The organism is Gordonia sp. NPDC003376, from assembly GCF_053589235.1.
This window is the reverse complement of sequence record NZ_JBSFRM010000005.1, coordinates 55,187-75,580: the sequence shown is the minus strand read 5'-3', so window position 1 is coordinate 75,580 and position 20,394 is coordinate 55,187. Positions and strand designations below refer to the sequence as shown.

Below are 20,394 nucleotides of genomic sequence, written 5' to 3'. Positions count from 1 at the left end.
AAGGAGAACGACGTGAGTGTCATCCTGGAACTGGCGGTCGGCGATGCCGCGGGTCAGACCTCTCCCGCAGACGCCGAGAAGCTCGTCGCGGCCGCACAGGACGCCGCGACCACCGCGATCCGGCTGGTCGGTGAGGCCGACGGCATAGCGGCCCTGGATCCGTCGGTGATCGGGGCCTATCTCGCCGGCGAGTACCCGCGGATCGGCTACCTCATCGACGCGGCCACCACGCACAATGCCCCGTACAACCTCGCCCGCCGTGTGCTGTCGGTCGACCGCGCGACCGGCGGCCGGGTCGGTCTGGTCCTGCACCCCGGCGACGGTGACGAGGTCAGCGATGCCGCCGCACCCGAGCCGCACACGTCCGGCCCTGCCGCCGATCGGGCAGCGCGGTGGGCGGAGTACGCACAGATCGTGACCGCGCTGTGGGAGTCGTTTCCCGCCACCGCCCTGCTCGGTGACCAGGCCGCCGGGATCGTGGCCGATGACTCGCTGATCAGACCCATCGACCATGACGGTGCCTTCTACCGGGTTGCCGGGCCACTCGACGGACCGTCGTCGCCGCAGGGTCGTCCCGTGCTGGTCGCCGCCGACACCGGCCGGCTGGGCTGGGACCGGGTCGTCGACGTCGCCGACGCGGTGATCGTCGATCACACCGAGGTCGATGCCGCCGAGCTCGCCCTCACCACCGCACTCGAGCGGATCGACCGATCCCGGCGTGATGTCGCCCTCCTGGCCCGCGTGGACCTCGCGAGGGCCGATATCGCCACTGCCGATCTCGTCCGCCGGGTGTCGGCGTCCGCCGCGGTCGACGGCGTGGTGGTGATCCATCGCGACGACATCGACGCGACCATCGACGTGATCGGCTCGATCACCCGGCGATCCACGTCTTCCGAACCCCGGCACCTGCGAGATGCACTCGGTCTCCCCCACCGACAGGACACCCTCCGATGACCACTCTCGACGCCGGACCCAGAACCCCCGACGCGCGAACCCCCGACACCCACGCTCTCGACGCACGACAACCGCTGAGCCCCAACAGTATCCGTTCCACCATCACGCCGACCCTGGCCCGCCTCGCGGAGTCCGCCCGGGCTCGTGAGGAGACCCGCGACTACCCGTTCGACGATGTCCGTGCCCTGGGCGAACACGGGGTCGCGCTCACCGGGATCGCCCGGGAGGACGGCGGCGCCGGTGGCACGGTCCGCGACGTCGCCGAGGTGATCATCGACATCGCCCGCGCCGACTCCAATGTGGCCCAGGCACTCCGGGCCACGTTCCTGCTGGCGAATCAGGTCGCGGGCCGCGAGGATCTGCCGTTGCGGGAGATCAACCTGGCCCGGCTCCGTGCCGGTGCACTCTTCGCCGGAACCGGCAACGAGCGCAACGGCGGCGCCGGCGGAAGCATCGCCACCACCGCCACGCGCACCGACGGCGGCTATGTGATCAACGGCCGCAAGTACTACTCGACCGGCGGACTCTACGCGTCGTACTTCTCCGCGCAGGCCGTCACCTCCGATGGCACCGTCGTGCGGTTCACGGTGCCGACCGACCGGGCCGGCGTGGAACGCGTCGACGACTTCGATGCCGTCGGTCAGCGACTCACCCAGAGCGGGACCACCCGGCTCGACGACGTCCGCGTCACCGACGACGAGGTCGTGCTGACCGCCGAGCACACCCCCGACAACCCATGGCAGGGCGCATTCGCCCAGCTGTACCTCGCTGCGGTGCAGGCGGGTATCGCCGCTCGTGCCCTCGACGACGCCACTTGGTTCGTCCGCGAGAAGGCCCGACCGATCAAACACAGCAGCGCCGACGCCAGCGTCGACGACCCGTACGTGCGTCAGACGGTCGGTGAGATCGCCGCCCGCGCGCAGGCCGCCCGCGCCGTCGTCCTGCTCGGCGCCGATGCCATCGACGACACCCGCGGCCGGACCGGCGACGACGCCCGCCGGGCCGGGGCGCAGGCCTCGGTCGTGGTGGCCCAGACCGGTGTGGTGGCCATCGAATCCACCTTGCGTGCAACGGAACTGCTCTTCGATGTCGGTGGCGCCTCGATCACCGACCGGGGCCTCGGCCTCGACCGGCACTGGCGCAATTCCCGTACCGCCGCCAATCACAATCCGCGGCAATGGAAGGCGGCGGTGGCCGGTGCCTGGCATCTGACCGGCGAGGAACCGCCCACCACCGGCCTGTTCTGATCCACACAGCGCTCTGATCCACACAGCGCTCTGATCGACGCAGCGCTCTGATCCACACACCTCTTTCCCATCGAAAGGAAACACATGACCATCGAGGTCACCCGACCGCTGGGACGCACCGGTGTCCCGGTCTCCCCACTCACGCTCGGCACCATGGCCTTCGGACGCTGGCAGGAGGAGGACGAGAGCATCCGGATCATCCACGCCGCCCTCGATGCGGGGATCACGTCGGTCGACACCGCCGACGTCTACGCCCAGGGCGTCTCGGAGGAGATCGTCGGCAAGGCCATCGCCGGCCGACGCGACTCCCTGTTCGTGGCCACCAAGTTCCACGGCCAGATCGGCGACGACCCGCGCCGGTCGGGCAACTCCCGACGCTGGATCACCCAGGCCGTCGAGGACAGTCTGCGCCGGCTCGGCACCGACCGGATCGACCTGTACCAGGCGCATCGCCCCGATCCCGCCACCTCCCTGCTCGAGACGATCCAGACCCTCGACGGGCTGATCCGTCAGGGCAAGATCCTCTACTACGGCACATCGGTGTTCCCGGCACACCTCCAGGTCGAGGCGCACTGGCTGGCCGAGAAGCACGGGCTGATCGCCCCACACACCGAGCAGCTCCCCTACTCGCTGCTGGTGCGCGGTGCCGAACGTGAGGTCTTCCCCGTGGTCCGCAAGTACGGGGTCGGCGTGCTGTCGTATGGGCCGCTCGCCGCGGGATGGCTGTCGGGGAAGTACCGACTCGGTGTCGCACAGCCGGAATCGGCTCGTGCCGATCTCATCCCCGGGCGGTTCGACGTCGCGTTGCCGCAGAATCGGCGCAAGCTCGAGGCCGCCGACGCCCTCGCGGCTCTCGCCGAGGAGAACGGGCTCTCGTCGGTGGAACTGTCGATCGCCTTCGCGCTCAACCACCCCGCGGTCAGCAGCGTGATCATCGGACCACGTACCCAGGATCATCTCGAGGCCTACCTCAAGGCCGTGAACGTCCGACTGACCGACGACACGCTGGATCGGATCGACGAGATCGTCGAGCCCGGAACCCAATTCCACGACCGCGACACCGGCCGGGACACCCCGTCGTTGCAACCGGCCGCCCTGCGCCGATCACAACCGGGCCGCTGACGGCTCCGCCACCGACAACCCTGCCGCCGGCATCTCCGCGGCCGGCGCGCCCTCCACCACACCCGTCTCGCCACAATCGAAAGGCTCTGCCACACATGGCCACCTTTGGACCGACCGAACTCACCTACACCGCCGATCCGACCCGATACGAGAAGATCCCCTACCGTCGGACCGGACGTTCCGGGCTCGACCTGCCGTCGTTCTCGTTCGGTCTGTGGCAGAAGTTCGGTACCGACTACCCCTTCGAGACCCAGCGCGAGATCATCCTGCACGCCTTCGATCTGGGCGTGACCCACTTCGACAACGCCGACCGGTACGGCCCACCGCACCGCGCCGCACAGCAGAACTTCGGTCGGGTCCTGGCCAAGGATCTCGCGCCGTACCGCGACGAGATCATCCTGTCGACCAAGGCGGGCAATGCCATCGGACCGAGTCCCTACCAGCGGGGCGGCTCACGGAAGTCGCTGTTGGCCTCCCTGGACCACAGTCTGCGGGACCTCGGCACCGACTACGTCGACATCTTCTATCACCACAGCCCCGACGAGTCGACACCGCTGGAGGAGACCGTCAGTGGACTGGTCTCGGCCGTCCAGCAGGGCAAGGCGCTCTACGTCGGGGTCTCGAACTATCAGCCCGACCGCGCACACCAGATCGCCGTACTGCTCCGGGAAGCCGGCATCGACCTGCTGATCCACCAGCCGCGGTACTCGATCTTCGATCGACGCATCGAGCAGAACGGGCTGCTCGAGTTGGCCGAGCAGGACGGCTTCGGACTCATCGTGTACTCGCCGCTGGCCCAGGGGCTGCTCACCGACAAGTACCTCGAGTCGATCCCCGAGGGTGCTCGTGCCCTCAACAGCACCTTCCTGAGTCCGGACGTGATCGACGAGACCTACCGCCGCCGCGTCAACGAGCTCAACAAACTGGCCGAGGCACGCGGACAGTCGTTGGCGCAGTTGGCCTTGCAGTGGGTGCTGCGTCGGCCCGCGGTGGCCTCGGCACTGGTGGGTGCGAGCTCCACCTGGCAGCTCGACCACAACTTGAAGGCCCTGGAGTTCCCGGATCTCACCGACGAGGAACTGGCGATCATCGACGAGCACGGTGTGCATGGCACCGGACTGAACCTCTGACATGAGCGGTCCGGACCGGCCGTTGCGGCTCGCCTTCCTGCTCCACCTCGACAACGACCTCCCGGTGGCGCAGGCCTATCGCGAGGCGATCGAGATCTTCGTCGCGGCAGAGGAACTGGGATACGACTCCGGGTGGGTGATCCAGCGTCACTTCCGGCAGGGCAGGGAACAGATCTCCTCGCCGCTGGTGGCGCTCGGCGCGATCGCCCAGCACACCACCCGGATCGGCCTGGGCACCGGAGTCCTCGTGCTCCCCCTGGAGGACCCGCTCCGGGTCGCCGAGGACGCCGCGACGGTCGATGCGTTCAGCGACGGCCGACTGGAGCTGGGGGTCGGGTCCGGACCGTTCCCGGGGGCATGGGAAGCGTTCGGCAGGGATCTGGCCGACCGGCAACGGATCTTCGGGGAGTCGGTGACCCGCCTGCACGAGGTACTCGAGGGCTCACCGGTGAACGCCGCCGGAGAATCCCTGTATCCGCCGGGTGCCGGAGTGCGTCACCGGCTCTGGCAGGCCACCACCAGCCATCCCGACTACGCGCACGCCTCGGCCGCGGCCGCCGCTCTCGCCGGCGACGGCCTGCAACTGTCGCGGGCCAACACATGGAGCGGTGGGACGGTGGCCGAGGCGCAGGCCGCGCAGGCCTCGTGGATCCGGTCCTATCTGTCCGCGTGGGCAGACCCCGATCACCCACCGCGGGTACAGGTCTCGCGGGCGGTCTACCCCCACCCGGACCATGCCGAAGCGGTACGGCTGGTGACCCCCGGTGTGCACCGATGGCGCAGCTGGAGCACCTCCGGCGGACCGAAGCACGCCCAGGGCGTCGACGAGTATCTCGCCGCCGACCACGCGCTGTTGGGTCCGGCCGCGACACTCGCCGACGAGCTCGCGGCCGACCCGGCGGTGGCGTTGGCCACCGACCTGCTCGTCAGCTTCGTCCCCGGGGTGCCCGACCGTGACGAACACATCCGTCTACTCGAGTCCACCGCCCGTGACCTGGCGCCACGGCTGGGGTGGGCTCCGTCCGAAAGAGGCCGTCCATGACCGGATTCCACCTCACCATCTCTCTGATGACGCCGGGTCACTTCCGGCAGGCGTGGCGGCTGCCGCACGTCGATCCGCTCGCCTACCTCGACATCGACCACTTCCGGCGACTCGCCCTGATCGCCGAGGAGGCGACGATCGACGCGGTGTTCCTCGGCGACGGGCCGGCGCTGCGCGGTGAGATCGAGGAGGCTCCCGGCACCGGCCTGGATCCGGCTGTGCTGCTGGGGCATCTGGCCGCGATCACCGAGAACCTCGGCATCGTGGTGACCGCCTCCACCACCTACAACTCGCCGTACAACCTTGCCCGCCGCTTCCAGGCACTCGATCACGTGACCAGGGGACGGGCGGCGGTCAACATCGTGACCACCGGAACTCCTGCGGCCGCAGCCAACTTCGGGCTTCCGGCGCACCCCGACAAGGAGTCGCGGTATCGGCGGGCATGGGAGTTCCTCGAGGTGGTCACCGGCCTGTGGGACAGCTGGCAGCCGGATTGGCTTGTCGCCGACAAGGAATCGGGTCGCTACGCCGATCCGTCGCGGATCGGGGCGATCGACCACGAGGGTGAGTTCTTCTCCGTGGCGGGCCCATTGCCCGTCGCCCCCGGACCCCAGGGCCGACCCGTCGTCGTGCAGGCCGGTGGTTCGGAGGGTGGGCTGAAGCTCGCCGGTGACCACGCCGACGTCGTCTTCACCGTTGCCCAGACGCAGGCCAAGGCGATCGCGTTCCGCGACGAGATCCGTTCGCGCGCTGCGGCCGCGGGTCGTCACCCGGACGCGGTCAAGGTGTCGCTCGGCGTCGTCGTCCTGGTCGGGACCTCCCCGGAGGATGCGGCCGCCCGCGCGCAGGCACTGTATGCCACGCTGCCCATCGATCGGCTCGGTGCCGACCTCCTCGCGAATCTCGGTCTGCCGCCCGGTTCGTTCGGTCTCGACGATCTGATCACCGTCGACGATCTCCCCGATGCCATTCCGGGTGCCGCGTTCTCCACCGGCTTCAGCGTGTCGACGCGCGCGCTGATCGCGCAATCACCGCGTACACCACGCGAACTCGTCCAAGCCGGGGCGGGCGGATCCGGCCACCGCCTGGTGGTCGGCTCGGCCGTGCAGGTCGCCGACGACCTGCAGTCGTGGTTCGAGGCGGGCACCGCCGACGGGTTCACCATCATGCCCGCCGATACCTCGGTGGACCTGGAGAACTTCGCCAGGCTGGTGGTCCCGATCCTGCAGGAGCGCGGGCTGTTTCATCGCGACTACCCGGCCAGGACGCTGCGTGAGCGGTTCGGCCTTCCGTTTCCGCATGTTCGGGGAACGGGCGAGAATGCCTCGGCCGCATCGGCATAGGTTATTGCACGGCAGACCATCCCACGCGTGATGGGCGCCCGGACACCGCAGAAGCCCCGCCACATCACGTGTGGCGGGGCTTCTGCGGTGTCACATCACTTGCGCTTGGTGACCTCTTCGGTCAGCTGCGGTGCGACGTTGAACAGGTCGCCCACGATGCCGAAATCGGCGATCTCGAAGATCGGGGCCTCTTCGTCCTTGTTGACCGCGACGATGGTCTTCGAGGTCTGCATACCCGCACGGTGCTGGATGGCGCCCGAGATACCCAGGGCGATGTACAGCTGCGGCGACACAGTCTTGCCGGTCTGACCGACCTGGAACTGACCCGGGTAGTAGCCCGAGTCGACCGCTGCACGCGACGCTCCCACGGCCGCACCCAACGAGTCGGCCAGTGCCTCGACCACCGAGAACTTGTCGGCCGAACCGACGCCACGACCACCCGACACCACGATCGAGGCCTCGGTCAGCTCCGGACGGTCACCGCCCACGTTAGCCTCGACCTTGGTGATCTTGACGGCGTTCTCCGCAGCGGCGGGAACCTCGACGTCGACACGCTCACCGGCACCGGCCTGCGGAGCCGCCTCCACACCACCCGGACGCACCGAGAACACCGGGGTGTCGCCCTTGGCCTGCGCCTCGACGGTGAACGCGCCACCGAAGATCGAGTGCACACCCACCGCACCTTCCTTGACGTCGATGACGTCGGCGAGCACACCCGAGCCCAGGCGGACGGCCAACCGGCCCGCGATCTCTTTGCCGTCGGCGGTCGCCGCGACCAGGATGCCGGCCGGGGCGGCCGACTCCGCGATCGACGACAGCACGTCGACCTGCGGGCTGATCAGATAGGTTGCGGCGTCGTCGGACTCCGCGACGTAGATCTTCTCCGCACCGGCCTCCTTGAGACCGTCGATCACGCCGTCGGCCGAACCGGGCTTGCCGACGACCACCGCCGACGGGGTGCCCAGCGCACGTGCGGCGGTGATCAGCTCACTGGTCACCTTCTTCAGGGCGCCCTCGGCGTCCTGCTCGACCAGAACGAGAACTTCTGCCATTTCCTCTACTCCTGAATGTCTTCTGAGATGCCCTGCGCCACACCGTCGAAACCGGTCGGCGCGGGCTGTGATGGTGGGATCTGCCGGTCTACCTAGATGATCTTCTGCGAGACCAGGTACTCGGCGACCTTCACGCCACCGTCACCCTCATCGGCAACGCGCTCACCGGCGGTCTTCGGGGGCTTCGGGGTGGAGCTGGTGACCGTCGACCCGGCGTTGGCGAGGCCCACGTCGGTCGGCTCGACGTCGATCTCGGCGAGCGTGACGACGGCGACTTCCTTCTTCTTCGCGGCCATGATGCCCTTGAAGGAGGGGAAGCGCGGCTCGTTGATCTTCTCGTTCACCGACACGATCGCCGGCAGTTCCGCGGTGATGTGGTAGATGCCATCGTCGGTCTCCCGCTCACCGGTCAGCGTCTCACCCTCGAGGGTCAGCTTGCGCAGGTGCGTCAGGTGCGGCAGTTCGAGGTACTCGGCGATCATGGCCGGGATCGCACCGACACGTCCGTCGGTGGCCTCGTTACCGGCGATGACCAGCTCCACACCCTCGACGGTGCCCAGCGCGCGGGCCAGCACATACGCGGTCTGCACCGCATCCGAACCGGCGAGCAGATCGTCCTTGATGTGGATCGCCTTGTCGGCACCCATCGACAGGGCCTTACGGATCGCCTCGGTCGCCCGCTCCGGGCCCGCGGTCAGCACGGTCACCTCGCCGCCGTTGGCTTCCTTGATCTGCAGTGCTTCTTCCACCGCGCGCTCATTGATCTCGTCGAGCACGGCGTCGGCGGCCTCACGGTCGAGAGTGAAGTCGTCGTCGGAGAGCTTGCGCTCAGACCAGGTGTCCGGGACCTGCTTGATCAGAACGACAATGTTGGTCATGGGTCTGCGTCGACCTCCTGCGTCGGGTTCGGCAACTTACCGGCGGGTAAGGCCATCGGTCCCCCCACTTTAACCCGTCATATCCAGCGGTAGAACATCGACTACCTCACAGTACGCCGGGCGACTAGTGTGGTGGGGATGACCGACGTACACCGGGTGCCCTCGCCCGGCGCATACCAGGCACTTTCGGCAGATGACCAGCTCGCCCTGACCGGAGAGCGAACCGTTCCCGGTATCCCCGCGGAGAACTATTGGTTCCGCCGCCACGAGATCGCCTACCAGCACATTCTCGAGCGGTGTGCCGGTCGGCAGGTCCTCGAGGCCGGGTCCGGGGAGGGATATGGTGCGGCGATGCTCGCCGACGCCGGAGCCCGAGTGAGCTGCGTCGACTACGACGAGTCCGCCGTCGCCCACACCCGCCGCCGGTACCCGCAGGTGACGATCCAGCAGGGCAATCTGGTCGACCTCCCCCTGGCGGACGCCTCGGTGGACATCGTGGTCAACTTCCAGGTGATCGAACACCTGTGGGATCAGCCCGCGTTCATCACCGAATGCGCCCGGGTACTGCGTCCGGGCGGCGAGCTGCTGATCGCCACCCCCAACCGCATCACCTTCTCTCCCGGCCGCGACACCCCGCTCAACCCGTTCCACACGCGGGAGCTGAACGCCGGCGAACTCCGTGAGCTGCTCGTCGACGGTGGCTTCGACGTGACGACGATGCTCGGTGTCTACCACGGCGCACCGCTCGCGACCCTCGACCGCAAGTGGGGTGGTTCGCTGATCGACGCCCAGATCGAGCGGGCGCTGGCCGGTGAGGACTGGCCGACCGAGCTCGTCGACGACGTCGCCGGGGTGCAGGCCGCCGATTTCGCGGTGCTCGATCCGGCCGCGGCCGGTGTCGCGATCGACGACAGCCTGGACCTGCTCGCGATCGCGGTGCGTCGCCCATCGTGACGACTCCTCCACAGACGACTCCCGGCGTCGAACCCGTACCGGGACAGTTCACGCTGGTCCTGCACTCCCATCTGCCGTGGCTGGCCAACCATGGACGGTGGCCGGTCGGCGAGGAGTGGCTGTATCAATCGTGGGCCGCCTCGTATCTCCCCGTGTTCGCGATGCTGCGCCGGCTCGCCGCCGACGGATACCGGGATCTGATGTCGCTGGGTATCACCCCGGTACTGGCCGCCCAGCTCGACGACCCGCACTGCACGAGGTCGATGTACGAGTGGCTGGCCGACTGGCAGCTGCGCGCCACCGAGGCCGCGGTCTCCGACGACGCCGACCGCCGCACCCTGGGTCATCGCGAGTACCGAACGGCCGCCGACGCGATCACCGAGTTCGAGCGCCATTGGCGTCACGGTGGGGCGCCGACGATCCGGGCGATCGCCGAGACCGGCGTGGCCGAGATCCTCGGCGGCCCACTCGCACATCCGTTCGCCCCGCTGCTCGACCCGCGATTGCGGCAGCTCTCGCTCGGTGAGGGTCTCGCCGACGCACAGGGCCGCTGGGGACACACCCCGCGCGGGATCTGGGCACCGGAGTGCGCGTTCGCGCCGGGAATGCAGGACGAGTACGCCGCGGCCGGCGTCGAGCACTTCATGGTCGACGGTCCGACGTTGCGCGGTGACACGACGCTGGGCCGTCCGGTCGGCGACACCGGGGTACTCGCCTTCGGGCGCGACCTCACCGTCAGTTACCGGGTGTGGTCGCCCAAGTCCGGGTATCCCGGCCATGCGGCCTACCGCGACTTCCACACCTACGACCACGAGACCGGGCTGAAACCGGCCCGGGTGACCGGGAAGTCGGTGGCGGGTCCGGACAAGAAGCCGTACGACCCCGCCCGTGTGGACGCGGTCATCGACCGCCATGTCGAGGACTTCGTGGAGCATGTGCGCCGACGTCTGATCGACGAGTCGGCGCGGATCGGCCGACCCGCACTGGTCGTCGCCGCCTTCGACACCGAACTGTTCGGGCACTGGTGGTACGAGGGCCCGATCTGGCTGGAGCGGGTGCTGCGCCGACTGCCCGAGATGGGGGTCACCGTCGGGACTCTCGCCGGGGCCGCCGACGCCGGCTTTGTCGGTGCACCGATGGATCTGCCCGCCTCGTCATGGGGCTCGGGCAAGGACTGGCGGGTGTGGAACGGCCCGCAGGTGTCGCATCTGGTGCAGCTGAACGCCGAGGTCACCCAGACCGCCCTCGACGCGGTGGACAAGCTCCTCGAACCAGGAGCCGGCCGCAACCGGGTGGCCGACCAGATCGTGCGTGAGGCGCTGATGACCGTGTCGTCGGACTGGCCGTTCATGGTGTCCAAGGACACCGCCGCCGCCTATGCGGTCAACCGTGCGCACACCCACGCGCACGCCACACGCGAGATCGCCGACGCCGCGTTGCGCGGGCAGGACGACGAGGCGCGACGATTGGCCGGGAACTGGTCTGCCGCGGACAATCTGTTCGCAGATCTCGATGCCCGTCGCGTGGGAGACGGGTCGCACACACTGCGTGGGGGGAACCGATGAAGATCTTGCTGGTGTCCTGGGAGTATCCGCCGGTGGTGGTCGGTGGGCTGGGTCGGCATGTCCATCACCTGGCCACCGAACTCGCCGACGTCGGGCATGACGTCGTGGTACTGACCCGCCGGGCGTCGGGCTCCGACGCGGTGACCCACCCGACCACCGACACCCGCACCGACGGCGTACGGATCATCGCGGTGGCCGAGGACCCACCGGAGTTCGACTTCGGCACCGACATGATGGCCTGGACACTGGCGATGGGACACGGTTTCATCCGAGCGGGGCTGACCGTCCTGGCCGGTGAGCGCGGGTCCACCGCGACCAGTTGGACCCCCGATGTGGTGCATGCCCACGACTGGATCGTCGCGCATCCGGCGATCGCGCTCGCCGAGATCTTCGACGTGCCGTTGGTCTCGACGATCCACGCCACCGAGGCCGGACGGCACAGCGGCTGGGTCAGCGGCGCGATCAACCGCCAGGTGCACTCCGTCGAGTGGTGGCTGGTCGCCGAGTCCGACGCGGTGATCACGTGCTCGGAATCGATGCGCGACGAGGTCACGCGCCTGTTCTCCCCACCCTGCGAGGTGCAGGTGATCCACAACGGAATCGATGCGGGTGCATGGCCTTTCGCCCCGAGGACGAAGCACTCGGGGCCGCCCGAGCTGCTGTTCGCCGGGCGCCTGGAATACGAGAAGGGTCTGCAGGACCTCCTCGCCGCGCTCCCCCGGATCCGACGCACCCACCCGGGCACCACCCTGACGATCGCCGGGACCGGCACCCAGCTGGACTGGCTGACCGAGTTGGTCACCAAGTACCGGTTGAGCCGGGCCGTGACATTCGTCGGGGCCGTCGACCATCGCCGGCTCGTCGAGCTGATGCACCGCTGCGATGCGATCGTCCTGCCGAGCCGGTACGAGCCGTTCGGGATCGTCGCGCTGGAGGCCGCCGCCACCGGCATCCCGCTGGTGGTGTCCACCGCAGGCGGGCTGGGCGAGGCCGTACGTCAGCCGGAGACGGGCCTGTGTTTCGCGCCCGCCGACGTTGCCGGACTCACCGCCGCGGTCCGCCGCACGCTGTCGGACCCGGACGCCGCGGCGGTTCGTGCCCGCCGGGCCCGCGCACGGTTGGGCGCCGACTTCTCCTGGACCGAGGTGGCCGAGCGCACCGTCTCGGTCTACACCGCGGTCAAGCGACGGGTACGCCAGCCGCAGGGACGGCCCACCATCGTCGAGCGTCCCCTACCGGAACGCGACCCGGGGAACCCTTAGGACCGCACACGGGCCCTCGCCCGTCAGGCTCGGTCCCGGCTCAATCACCGTGCTACAAACGATGGTTGAGCCGACGAGGAGCGAAGCGACAAGTCGAGTCGAAACCTCCACCGCCCGACCTCGCCGAAGCGACCACCTCACCAGGTTTCGACACGGGTCCTCGCCTAGCGGCTCGGTCCCGGCTCAACCACCAAGCCGCAGTTGACAATTGATGGCTCAGCCGACAACGAGCGTACCGGTCCCGGCTCAACCACCAAGCCGCAGTTGACAATTGATGGCTCAGCCGACAACGAGCGTACCGGTCCCGGCTCAACCATCCACTGGCCGTTGATGGTTGAGCCGACGAGGAGCGAAGCGACAAGTCGAGTCGAAACCTCAGACAGCCGACCTCGCCGAAGCGACCACCTCACCAGGTTTCGACACGGGTCCTCGCCTAACGGCTCGGTCCCGGCTCAACCATCCACTGGCCGTTGATGGTTGAGCCGACGAGGAGCGAAGCGACAAGTCGAGTCGAAACCTCTGCCGCCGAGCTCGGGACGCAACCACCACCGACCGGGTCCTCACAGACCGGTCACTTCTCCGATCGGGCGGCGGCCGCTGCCTTCTTGCGTTCGATGTCGGCGAGTGCGCGTTCGAGTTCGGCGCGCTGTTCGGCACCCGCAGCCCAGGCATCCTGCCGGTTCTTGACGACACGGGCCGGAGCGCCGACGGCGATCGAGTAGTCCGGGATCTCGCCCTTGACCACCGAGTGCGCACCCAGGACGCAACCGCGGCCGACGATGGTGTTGCGCAGGACGGTGACCTTGGCGGCCACCCACGTGTCGGGACCGATCCGCACCGGGCCCTTCACGATGCCCTGGTCCTTGATCGGCATGGTGATGTCTTCCATCTTGTGGTCGAAGTCGACGAGGTAGCACCAGTCGGCGACCAGGGTCGACCCGCCGATCTCCATATCCAGGTACGCATTCACCACGTTGTTGCAACCGAACACGGTCTTGTCGCCGATCCGCAACGAACCCTCATGGCAGCGGATGGAATTGCCGTCGCCGATGTGCACCCAGCGCCCGATCTCCATGCGTGCCATCTCGGGCGTGGCATGGATCTCGACGTTGCGCCCCAGGAACACCATGCCGCGCAGCACGATGTGCGGGTTGGCCATCCGGAACTTCGCCAGGCGGTAGTAGCGCACCAGGTACCAGGGGGTGTAGGCCTTGTTGCGCAGCACCCAGCGCAGCGAATCACGCGTCAGGAATCGCACCTGCGCGGGGTCGCGACGCCGCCCGGCCCGCCACCGGGAACGGTAGCTGGCATTCCACATCGTCGTCATGGGCAGCAACCCTACGCGTCGCGGTCGCAGGCACCGCCGAGCCCACACGCTAGGCTCTACCGATGGTGCTGCCGGGTTCCGACCGGCGGCTCGAGGACAAGGAGCATCGATGGCGGCTGCCCTCCGACCGCACCGGGCGCGTCGACTTCCGGCAGCCGTGGCCGTGGTGCTCGGTCTGGTGACCGCCCTGCTCATGAGTTCCTGCTCGGACGGCCACATCGACGTCCGCTCGATCGCCGGCGCCGGGTGGTCGAGTTACGGAGGCAACGCCGCCAATTCCAACTTCGCGTATGCGTCGGTTCCCGACGATCTCGCAGTGAGCTGGACCCGCCCGACGGGCGGAACCGTGACCGCTCCGGTGACGATCTCCGGCAGTGGCAACGTGGGCGTCACCTCCAACTCCGCCGGCTGCGATCTCCTGGTCCTCGACCCGCGCGGCGGCCGCAAGAACTTCTGCAAGAACATGCGAGACGGTGTGTCGTCGAATGCGATGCTCACCGACCAGTACGACCAGCCCTACATCGGCGAACAGGGAATGTTCCTGGCATTCAACGCCGGTGGCGCGATCCGATGGCGGATGCCGATGATCGGGGTGCCCTTGTCGGCGAAATTCGCCGGCCCGGGGATGGTGCTCACGGTCACCACGCAGGGCCAGATCCTGTTGCTGAACGCCCAGTCCGACGAGTTCATGGCCCCCGAGGTGCGGTTGCGGCCGGACGCCGATCCGGCAGACCCGCTGTACGGATTCGGGGACTGTATCTCCAACGGTCCACGGTGTGTGGTCCCCGCCCCGCCCGCCGTCGACGCCGCCCATGAGCGGTTCTTCCTGAACGTCTGGCCGAGCGGCGCGATCGCCGCCGAGGTGCGCGGCTTCGCCTACGACGAGACCACCGGTGCCCGCACGGTACGCGAGCTGTGGACGGCGCAGGTTCCCGGTGGTGTCGTCGGCCCGACGACGGTCTCCGCCGACGGCACGACGGTGTACGCGTTCAGCCGACTCGGGCAGATCGTCGCCCTCGACGCCGCCACCGGATCGACCCGGTGGACCTACGACAACGGCGGCTACGGCTTCGCCACGATGACCGTCTCCCCCGACGGCCTGATCATCCCCACCGGGGTGATCGGCGCCCCGCTGACCCTGATCCGGGACCGCGGTGACCGCGCCGAACGGGTGTGGCAGCGCACCGATCTCGCCGCCGTGAGCCTGTCCACACTGACCGCCGCGGGTACCGCATGGACGGTGGTCCGCGAACCGGGCAAGGACACACTGGCACTGACCGAGGTGTCGGCGACCGACGGCAAGACCCTACGCAGCATCGAGATGCCGGAGTCGGCGGGTTTCACCACCGGTATCGCGGTGTCGGCGGCCGGGCAGATCGCCACCGCCACCAATCTCGGCGAGGTCTACTACTTCGACGCCAAGGGCAACATCCCCGGCGCCTGAGCCGACCCGCTCAGACCCCGCGGAAGGTGCGACGGTACGCCGACGGCGCCATCCCGAGCTCGATACGCAGGTGATGACGCAGGTTGTCGGCGGACCCGAGCCCCGACCGCGCGGCGATCGCCTCCACCGACAGATCGGTGGTCTCCAGCAACTGACGGGCCACGTCGAGACGGCGTTCACGCAGCCACGCCCCCGGGGCGCGACCGGTCTCGGCCCGGAACCGGCGGATGAAGGTGCGGGAACTCATCCGGGCGTGGGCGGCGAGGCGGTCGACGGTCAGCGGCTCGTCCAGACACGACAGCGCCCACTGCTGGGTCGCGGCGGTGCTCCGATCGGCCTCCACCGGCATGCGGTGTTCGATGAACTGTGCCTGCCCGCCCTCACGCCACGGTGGTACCACGCAGTGCCGGGCCACGCGGTTGGCCACCGCCGCGCCGTGATCGCGGCGAATGATGTGCAGGCACAGATCGATTCCCGCGGCCAGCCCCGCCGAGGTGAGCAGGTCGCCGTCGTCGACGAACAGGACCGACTCGTCGAGGTCGACGTCGGGGTAGAGCCGGCGGAAGTCGTCGGCGTAACGCCAGTGGGTGGTGATCCGGTGTCCGTCGAGCACGCCCGCGGCCCCGAGGACGAAGGCACCGGTGCAGATCGACACGAGGCGGGCGTCGGGTCGCCGTGTGGCGAGTGCCCGGGCCACGTCGTCGGGCAGGGTGCCCTCGTACCGCGCCGGCTCGAATCGGGTGCCGGGGACGATCACGGTGTCCGCGGTGGCGATCGCCTCGAGTCCGGCCTCGGCGACCCAGGCGTAGCCGCTGGTGGTGGGCACCGGTCCGGGGGTGAGGCTGACGGTGGTCACGTCATAGAGCGGTTCGCCGATGTCGTCACATGCCTCGCCGAAGACCAACGGGGGAATGGAGGCGTCGAATCCGACGATCGGCGGCAGGAGCACGACGACGACCGAATGCCTACCGCCGGTACGTTCCGCATCCGTATCCAGCGCCCGGTGGCCGGCGACCATGTCCGGACCCACCGTGACCGGTCCCGCCGGTACACGACCGGTCGGCGCAGTGGCAGAATCTTCCGACATATTGTCAATCATGCCACTGGTCCCCGTGGCACCAGGAGATGGACCATGATTCGGTGAGTTCCTCAGCCCTCGTTCCCCGCCCTCGCCCCGTCCGTGTGCACTGGGCGTGGATCGTCGCAGGCGTCAGCTTCATCGCACTGCTGGGCGCCGCCGGTTTCCGTGCGGTCCCGAGCGTGATGATGGATCCGCTGCACATGGAGTTCGGGTGGTCACACGCCACCGTCGGCGCCGCGATGTCGATCAACATGGTGTTGTTCGGTGTCACCGCACCGTTCGCGGCCGCGCTCATGGATCGCTTCGGCGTCCGCCCGATCCTCGCCATCGCACTGCTGCTGATCGCCGCGGGCACCGGTCTGGGCGTGTTCATGACCGCCAGCTGGCAACTGCTGATCCTCTGGGGCGTACTGGTCGGCCTGGGCACCGGATCGATCTCGATGGGCTTCGTCGCGACCATCTCCACGCGCTGGTTTGTCGCCCGGCGTGGCCTGGTCACCGGCGTGCTCACGGCGGCGTCGGCGACCGGACAGTTGATCTTCCTGCCCGTGGTCGCCCATCTCACCGAGACCTACGGCTGGCGATGGGCGTCGGTGGTGGTCACCGTGTCGGCATTGGCCGTGGTCCCACTGGTGCTGCTGTTCATCCGCGATCATCCGCGCGACGTGGGCACCACGGCCTACGGTGCACCGCCGGACACCACCGACCCCGAGATCGCCGACCGCGGATTCGGTTCTGCGATATCGGGATTGATCCGAGGCGTGCGCGTACCGGCCTTCTGGCTGCTGGCCGCGAGCTTCGCGATCTGCGGGATGACCACCAATGGTCTGATCGGTACCCACTTCATCCCTGCGGCCAACGATCACGGTATGCCCACCACCGTCGCCGCGTCGTTGCTGGCGACGGTCGGTATCTTCGACGTCGCCGGGACCGTCCTGTCGGGGTGGCTCACCGACCGTGTCGACCCGCGACTGCTGCTGGTGATCTACTACCTCGGGCGCGGGGCGTCGTTGATGGCATTGCCGGTGCTGCTGAGTCCACATGCCGAACCGAGTACCTGGGTGTTCATCGTCTTCTACGGTCTGGACTGGGTGGCCACGGTGCCGCCGACCATCGCGATCTGCCGGCACTACTTCGGCGCCGACACCCCGGTGGTGTTCGGCTGGGTGTTCGCCTCCCATCAGATCGGTGCGGCGATCGCGGCATTCGGCGCGGGCTACCTGCGGGACACGCAGGGGTCCTACGACATCACCTTCCACGTCGCCGCCGGGCTGTGCGGTGTCGCCGCAGTGTGTTGCGCGTCAATCCGTTTGCGGCGCGGCATCATCGAATCCGACGTTCCGGACCCCGGCCTCGCAGATGAAGGCGACGCCCTTGCGTCCGATCCGGGTGAGTACCAGCGCGAGGGGTCGTGATCCCCGCGGTTTGAGCCGCTTACGCAGCGCATCCGGGTCGACGTCGACACCGCGCACCAGGATCTCGAGGCTGCCACAGTCATGTGCTGCGACCGCTTTGCGCAGTACCTTGTCGCCGGTCGAGTCGAGCCGTTCGAGGATGTGGAAACCCCGTGCGCCGAGCGGGATCTCGTCCCCGGTGAGATACGCGATCTGGGGGTCGAGCTGCCACAGACGGTGACGGTGTGCGTAGTGGCGGACCAGCCCGGCACGCACCACCGCGCCGTCCGGATCGATGAGCCACCGGCCGGGGTCGCCGGCCGCATCGGCGTCGTCGGACTCGGTGGAGCTGATCTCCTCGGTCCACACCACGCCGTCGGATGTGGTCCGCAGGATCGTGGCGCGCTGACCGTCGCCGACACCCGGCCCCACCCACAGACACGCCTCCCGCACGCCGGAGTCCAAGGAGGTCACCTGCACCTCACCGACCACGCCGAACTGCTCGCGGAGCTGCCGGTAGTCCAGTCCGGGTGCGCATTTCACCACCAGCGGGCGGCCCGCGTAGACCATCAGCACATCCGTCAGCGGCGGGGTGAGTTGGTCGAGCCGGAACACCCGCGATCCTCCGGCCCGACGTGCGGGGTCGGCCACCACGACGTCGGCGGTCGAGGTGGGCGTGAGGGCGTCGGCGACGAGCAGGGTGGGCGGACGTCCGGTGTTCCCGACGGTGTCGGGTGCCGAGGTGTTGTGTCGGGCCATCGCCAGCCGCACGCGATCGAGGTCACTGCCGATCACGCCACCGAGGCCCGGTGCCGCGGCGAGTTCGACGAGTTCGGCACCGATCGAACAGGTCACATCGTGCACCACCGCGCCGGGGAAGCGGGTGGCCAGATCGGCGGCACGATGCGCAGCGACCACGGTCGCGGTGGCCTGCTGGACCGCGTCGTCGGAGGCGAGCAGCCGCGGTGCGTGACGGAGCTTGCCTGCCGCGCGGCGCCGGCACCGGACGGTCTCGATCAACGCCGCATCGTGGTCGGGATGATGTCTGCGCACGTCGCCGACATCGGTGAGCATCGATGCCGGCGTCAGCGCGAGCCGCGCCACCTCTGCGAGGGCCACTTCTCCCGCCGCGGACCGCAGGAAGGCGACGTCCTCGACGGTGAAGCAGTAGGACATGGTGGTGCGGCACTCCGGTGGCAGGGATTCACGGCTGGGAGTTCAGCTTCGCACACTCCCCTCGCCGCGCGTCGACCTCACCCCGAAGCGCCGGCCCAGCGGCGATAATCGAGGGATGAGCGCCGACGAGGTGACCGGTGACGACGTCCGGCCCGACGAGCTGGCCGGATCGGCCGAGGTACGCAGCGTGTGGTGGTCCCAGTTGCCCGACACCCGCCGCGACCAACTGCTGACCGACCATCCGGAATGGATCGGCAACAGCGACGGGATCCGCGCGGCCGATCGAGACGCCGCCAACCGGGCGACGATCGCCCGGGTCAAGGCCGACCTGCAGCGGCGCAGCGACGAGCTCACCGCGAGGTTGGCGGGGAACCGATTCGGAGGCACGTTCACCAGCGACGATGCACGAAAGTGGTACGTGGACCGCAAGATCGCCGACGTCAGCGCGATCGAGCGAGAGCTACGGCGCAGTGAGCCCGCACATCCACGGCTGCTGATCTCGTTCGACATGTACAGCGGTGAGCGGGGCCACGCGGCGGTCGCCGTCGGAAATCCCGACACCGCCGACCACATCGGGATCTCCACCCCTGGCCTGGGCACCACCGTCGACCCGTCACTGACCGGCGAGTTGCCCTATCAGGGCATGGGGGGCGAGGCCCGTCTCCTGCGCGAGGAGGCGTCGCGTCAGTTGCGACTCGCCGGACGTGAAGGCGAGACGGTGGCCGCGATCGCGTGGATCGGTTATGACACACCGAATTTCACCGGACCCGGCGGCAAGGTGTCGACGGCGCGGGGTGCTCTGCATGTGGCCACGGCGGGCAAGGCCCGCGACACCGCCCCGATCCTGTCGCGGTTCTATGTGGGGATCGTCGCGGCGTCGGATCGCGATCCGCACCTGGTGGCGCTCGGCCATTCCTACGGTTCCCTGGTGACCGCCGAGGCCCTGCGGATGACCCACGGTCTGGTGCACGACGCCATCTTCTTCGGCTCACCCGGACTCGGCGGCGACCGCGGCTACGACATCGACTACGGCCCGGAGGATTTCAACCTCGCCGGCGGGAAGTCGTATCTGTTGCGCAACGACGACGACCCGATAGCCACCCTCGGCATCTTCGGCAGCGATCCGGCGTCGAGCCCCCGATTGATCCGACTGACCACGCGTGCGGGCACCGACCGGACCGGCATCGTCCGGGTCGGCAGTACCGGTCACGCCACCTACACCCGTGACGTCGAGAACCAGGCGCCGATGGCGCAGTACAACATGGCCGCCGTACTCGCGAAGCTGCCGGGCAACCTGATCCACGACGAGGACATCGCGGTCTGACCGGCCCTGGGGGAGGTCGGGTCCGCATCTCGCGCACAACGACTCTCGTCGCCGGGGAATGCACGGTGAACGGGCTCCGGCGTCGGTCCACGCAGACGG

General features: G+C 68.7%; 17 protein-coding genes. 12 read left to right on the top strand and 5 right to left on the bottom strand.

Going from position 1 to position 20,394, the window contains the following annotated elements; genetic code table 11:
- Nucleotides 1-12 precede the first annotated feature (12 nt).
- From ACWDUA_RS07600 to ACWDUA_RS07575, 6 genes are all read left to right on the top strand, one after another.
- A complete protein-coding gene (locus tag ACWDUA_RS07600) occupies nt 13-954 on the top strand; it encodes an LLM class flavin-dependent oxidoreductase (protein ID WP_449750406.1) in 942 nt (313 codons plus the stop codon).
- Nucleotides 951-2,201: an acyl-CoA dehydrogenase family protein gene (locus ACWDUA_RS07595; RefSeq protein WP_449750405.1), complete on the top strand. Its 1,251-nt coding sequence runs from the start codon at nt 951-953 to the stop codon at nt 2,199-2,201. Before ACWDUA_RS07600 ends, ACWDUA_RS07595 begins: the two co-directional genes overlap by 4 nt.
- Nucleotides 2,202-2,285: 84 nt before the next feature.
- Nucleotides 2,286-3,323, top strand: coding sequence for an aldo/keto reductase (locus ACWDUA_RS07590; protein ID WP_449750404.1), 1,038 nt, complete (start codon nt 2,286-2,288; stop codon nt 3,321-3,323).
- Nucleotides 3,324-3,418: 95 nt separating this feature from the next.
- The gene (locus ACWDUA_RS07585; RefSeq protein ID WP_449750403.1) at nt 3,419-4,453 is read left to right on the top strand and encodes an aldo/keto reductase; all 1,035 of its coding nucleotides are present in this window, start codon (nt 3,419-3,421) and stop codon (nt 4,451-4,453) included.
- A 1-nt stretch (nt 4,454) separates the two neighbouring features.
- Nucleotides 4,455-5,495 (top strand): LLM class flavin-dependent oxidoreductase, encoded by a 1,041-nt coding sequence (locus ACWDUA_RS07580; RefSeq protein ID WP_449750402.1) that lies wholly within the window; start codon nt 4,455-4,457, stop codon nt 5,493-5,495.
- Entirely contained in the window at nt 5,492-6,838 is a 1,347-nt protein-coding gene (locus ACWDUA_RS07575) for an NtaA/DmoA family FMN-dependent monooxygenase (protein WP_449750401.1), read from the top strand. Before ACWDUA_RS07580 ends, ACWDUA_RS07575 begins: the two co-directional genes overlap by 4 nt.
- A 95-nt stretch (nt 6,839-6,933) precedes the next feature.
- On the opposite strand, the gene ACWDUA_RS07570 is transcribed toward ACWDUA_RS07575, so the two are convergent.
- Both ACWDUA_RS07570 and ACWDUA_RS07565 read right to left on the bottom strand, forming a co-directional pair.
- Complete coding sequence (locus ACWDUA_RS07570; RefSeq protein WP_449750400.1) at nt 6,934-7,890, bottom strand: electron transfer flavoprotein subunit alpha/FixB family protein; 957 nt, start codon at nt 7,888-7,890, stop codon at nt 6,934-6,936.
- Between the two features lie 92 nt (nt 7,891-7,982).
- Nucleotides 7,983-8,768 carry an electron transfer flavoprotein subunit beta/FixA family protein gene (locus tag ACWDUA_RS07565; RefSeq protein WP_449750399.1) on the bottom strand — a complete coding sequence of 262 codons (786 nt, stop codon included), beginning with the start codon at nt 8,766-8,768 and terminating at the stop codon, nt 7,983-7,985.
- Between the two features lie 138 nt (nt 8,769-8,906).
- On the opposite strand from ACWDUA_RS07565, the gene ACWDUA_RS07560 reads away from it, so the two are divergent.
- The 3 genes from ACWDUA_RS07560 to ACWDUA_RS07550 are packed head-to-tail and all read left to right on the top strand — an operon-like array spanning nt 8,907 to nt 12,549.
- Nucleotides 8,907-9,722, top strand: coding sequence for a class I SAM-dependent methyltransferase (locus ACWDUA_RS07560; RefSeq protein WP_449750398.1), 816 nt, complete (start codon nt 8,907-8,909; stop codon nt 9,720-9,722).
- The gene (locus ACWDUA_RS07555) at nt 9,719-11,287 is read left to right on the top strand and encodes a 1,4-alpha-glucan branching protein domain-containing protein (RefSeq protein WP_449750397.1); all 1,569 of its coding nucleotides are present in this window, start codon (nt 9,719-9,721) and stop codon (nt 11,285-11,287) included. Before ACWDUA_RS07560 ends, ACWDUA_RS07555 begins: the two co-directional genes overlap by 4 nt.
- Nucleotides 11,284-12,549 carry a glycosyltransferase family 4 protein gene (locus ACWDUA_RS07550; protein WP_449750396.1) on the top strand — a complete coding sequence of 422 codons (1,266 nt, stop codon included), beginning with the start codon at nt 11,284-11,286 and terminating at the stop codon, nt 12,547-12,549. The genes ACWDUA_RS07555 and ACWDUA_RS07550 overlap by 4 nt, the downstream gene beginning before the upstream one ends.
- A 571-nt stretch (nt 12,550-13,120) precedes the next feature.
- On the opposite strand, the gene ACWDUA_RS07545 is transcribed toward ACWDUA_RS07550, so the two are convergent.
- Nucleotides 13,121-13,876, bottom strand: a complete 756-nt coding sequence (locus tag ACWDUA_RS07545) for an acyltransferase (RefSeq protein WP_449750395.1) — start codon at nt 13,874-13,876, stop codon at nt 13,121-13,123.
- A gap of 109 nt (nt 13,877-13,985) precedes the next feature.
- On the opposite strand from ACWDUA_RS07545, the gene ACWDUA_RS07540 reads away from it, so the two are divergent.
- Nucleotides 13,986-15,320, top strand: coding sequence for an outer membrane protein assembly factor BamB family protein (locus tag ACWDUA_RS07540; protein WP_449750394.1), 1,335 nt, complete (start codon nt 13,986-13,988; stop codon nt 15,318-15,320).
- Between the two features lie 10 nt (nt 15,321-15,330).
- Here the strand turns inward: ACWDUA_RS07540 and ACWDUA_RS07535 are convergent, their stop codons facing one another.
- Nucleotides 15,331-16,338, bottom strand: coding sequence for a GlxA family transcriptional regulator (locus ACWDUA_RS07535; protein ID WP_449750535.1), 1,008 nt, complete (start codon nt 16,336-16,338; stop codon nt 15,331-15,333).
- Nucleotides 16,339-16,445: 107 nt separating this feature from the next.
- Between ACWDUA_RS07535 and ACWDUA_RS07530 the strand changes: the two genes are divergently transcribed.
- Nucleotides 16,446-17,816, top strand: a complete 1,371-nt coding sequence (locus ACWDUA_RS07530) for an MFS transporter (protein ID WP_449750393.1) — start codon at nt 16,446-16,448, stop codon at nt 17,814-17,816.
- On the opposite strand, the gene ACWDUA_RS07525 is transcribed toward ACWDUA_RS07530, so the two are convergent.
- A complete protein-coding gene (locus ACWDUA_RS07525; protein WP_449750392.1) occupies nt 17,703-18,971 on the bottom strand; it encodes a THUMP-like domain-containing protein in 1,269 nt (422 codons plus the stop codon). The two genes, ACWDUA_RS07530 and ACWDUA_RS07525, sit on opposite strands and share 114 nt — an antisense overlap.
- 115 nt (nt 18,972-19,086) lie before the next feature.
- On the opposite strand from ACWDUA_RS07525, the gene ACWDUA_RS07520 reads away from it, so the two are divergent.
- Nucleotides 19,087-20,295 (top strand): alpha/beta hydrolase, encoded by a 1,209-nt coding sequence (locus ACWDUA_RS07520; RefSeq protein ID WP_449750391.1) that lies wholly within the window; start codon nt 19,087-19,089, stop codon nt 20,293-20,295.
- Nucleotides 20,296-20,394 lie beyond the last annotated feature (99 nt).

Excerpts from the sequence above, each read along its gene's own strand:
- ACWDUA_RS07595 (WP_449750405.1), top strand. The coding sequence starts at position 951 with ATGACCACTCTCGACGCCGGACCCAGAACCCCCGACGCGCGAACCCCC.
- ACWDUA_RS07590 (WP_449750404.1), top strand. The coding sequence starts at position 2,286 with ATGACCATCGAGGTCACCCGACCGCTGGGACGCACCGGTGTCCCGGTC.
- ACWDUA_RS07585 (WP_449750403.1), top strand. The coding sequence starts at position 3,419 with ATGGCCACCTTTGGACCGACCGAACTCACCTACACCGCCGATCCGACC.
- ACWDUA_RS07580 (WP_449750402.1), top strand. The coding sequence starts at position 4,455 with ATGAGCGGTCCGGACCGGCCGTTGCGGCTCGCCTTCCTGCTCCACCTC.
- ACWDUA_RS07575 (WP_449750401.1), top strand. The coding sequence starts at position 5,492 with ATGACCGGATTCCACCTCACCATCTCTCTGATGACGCCGGGTCACTTC.
- ACWDUA_RS07570 (WP_449750400.1), bottom strand. The coding sequence starts at position 7,890 with ATGGCAGAAGTTCTCGTTCTGGTCGAGCAGGACGCCGAGGGCGCCCTG.
- ACWDUA_RS07565 (WP_449750399.1), bottom strand. The coding sequence starts at position 8,768 with ATGACCAACATTGTCGTTCTGATCAAGCAGGTCCCGGACACCTGGTCT.
- ACWDUA_RS07560 (WP_449750398.1), top strand. The coding sequence starts at position 8,907 with ATGACCGACGTACACCGGGTGCCCTCGCCCGGCGCATACCAGGCACTT.
- ACWDUA_RS07550 (WP_449750396.1), top strand. The coding sequence starts at position 11,284 with ATGAAGATCTTGCTGGTGTCCTGGGAGTATCCGCCGGTGGTGGTCGGT.
- ACWDUA_RS07545 (WP_449750395.1), bottom strand. The coding sequence starts at position 13,876 with ATGACGACGATGTGGAATGCCAGCTACCGTTCCCGGTGGCGGGCCGGG.
- ACWDUA_RS07540 (WP_449750394.1), top strand. The coding sequence starts at position 13,986 with ATGGCGGCTGCCCTCCGACCGCACCGGGCGCGTCGACTTCCGGCAGCC.
- ACWDUA_RS07535 (WP_449750535.1), bottom strand. The coding sequence starts at position 16,338 with ATGGTCGCCGGCCACCGGGCGCTGGATACGGATGCGGAACGTACCGGC.
- ACWDUA_RS07530 (WP_449750393.1), top strand. The coding sequence starts at position 16,446 with ATGGACCATGATTCGGTGAGTTCCTCAGCCCTCGTTCCCCGCCCTCGC.
- ACWDUA_RS07525 (WP_449750392.1), bottom strand. The coding sequence starts at position 18,971 with ATGTCCTACTGCTTCACCGTCGAGGACGTCGCCTTCCTGCGGTCCGCG.
- ACWDUA_RS07520 (WP_449750391.1), top strand. The coding sequence starts at position 19,087 with ATGAGCGCCGACGAGGTGACCGGTGACGACGTCCGGCCCGACGAGCTG.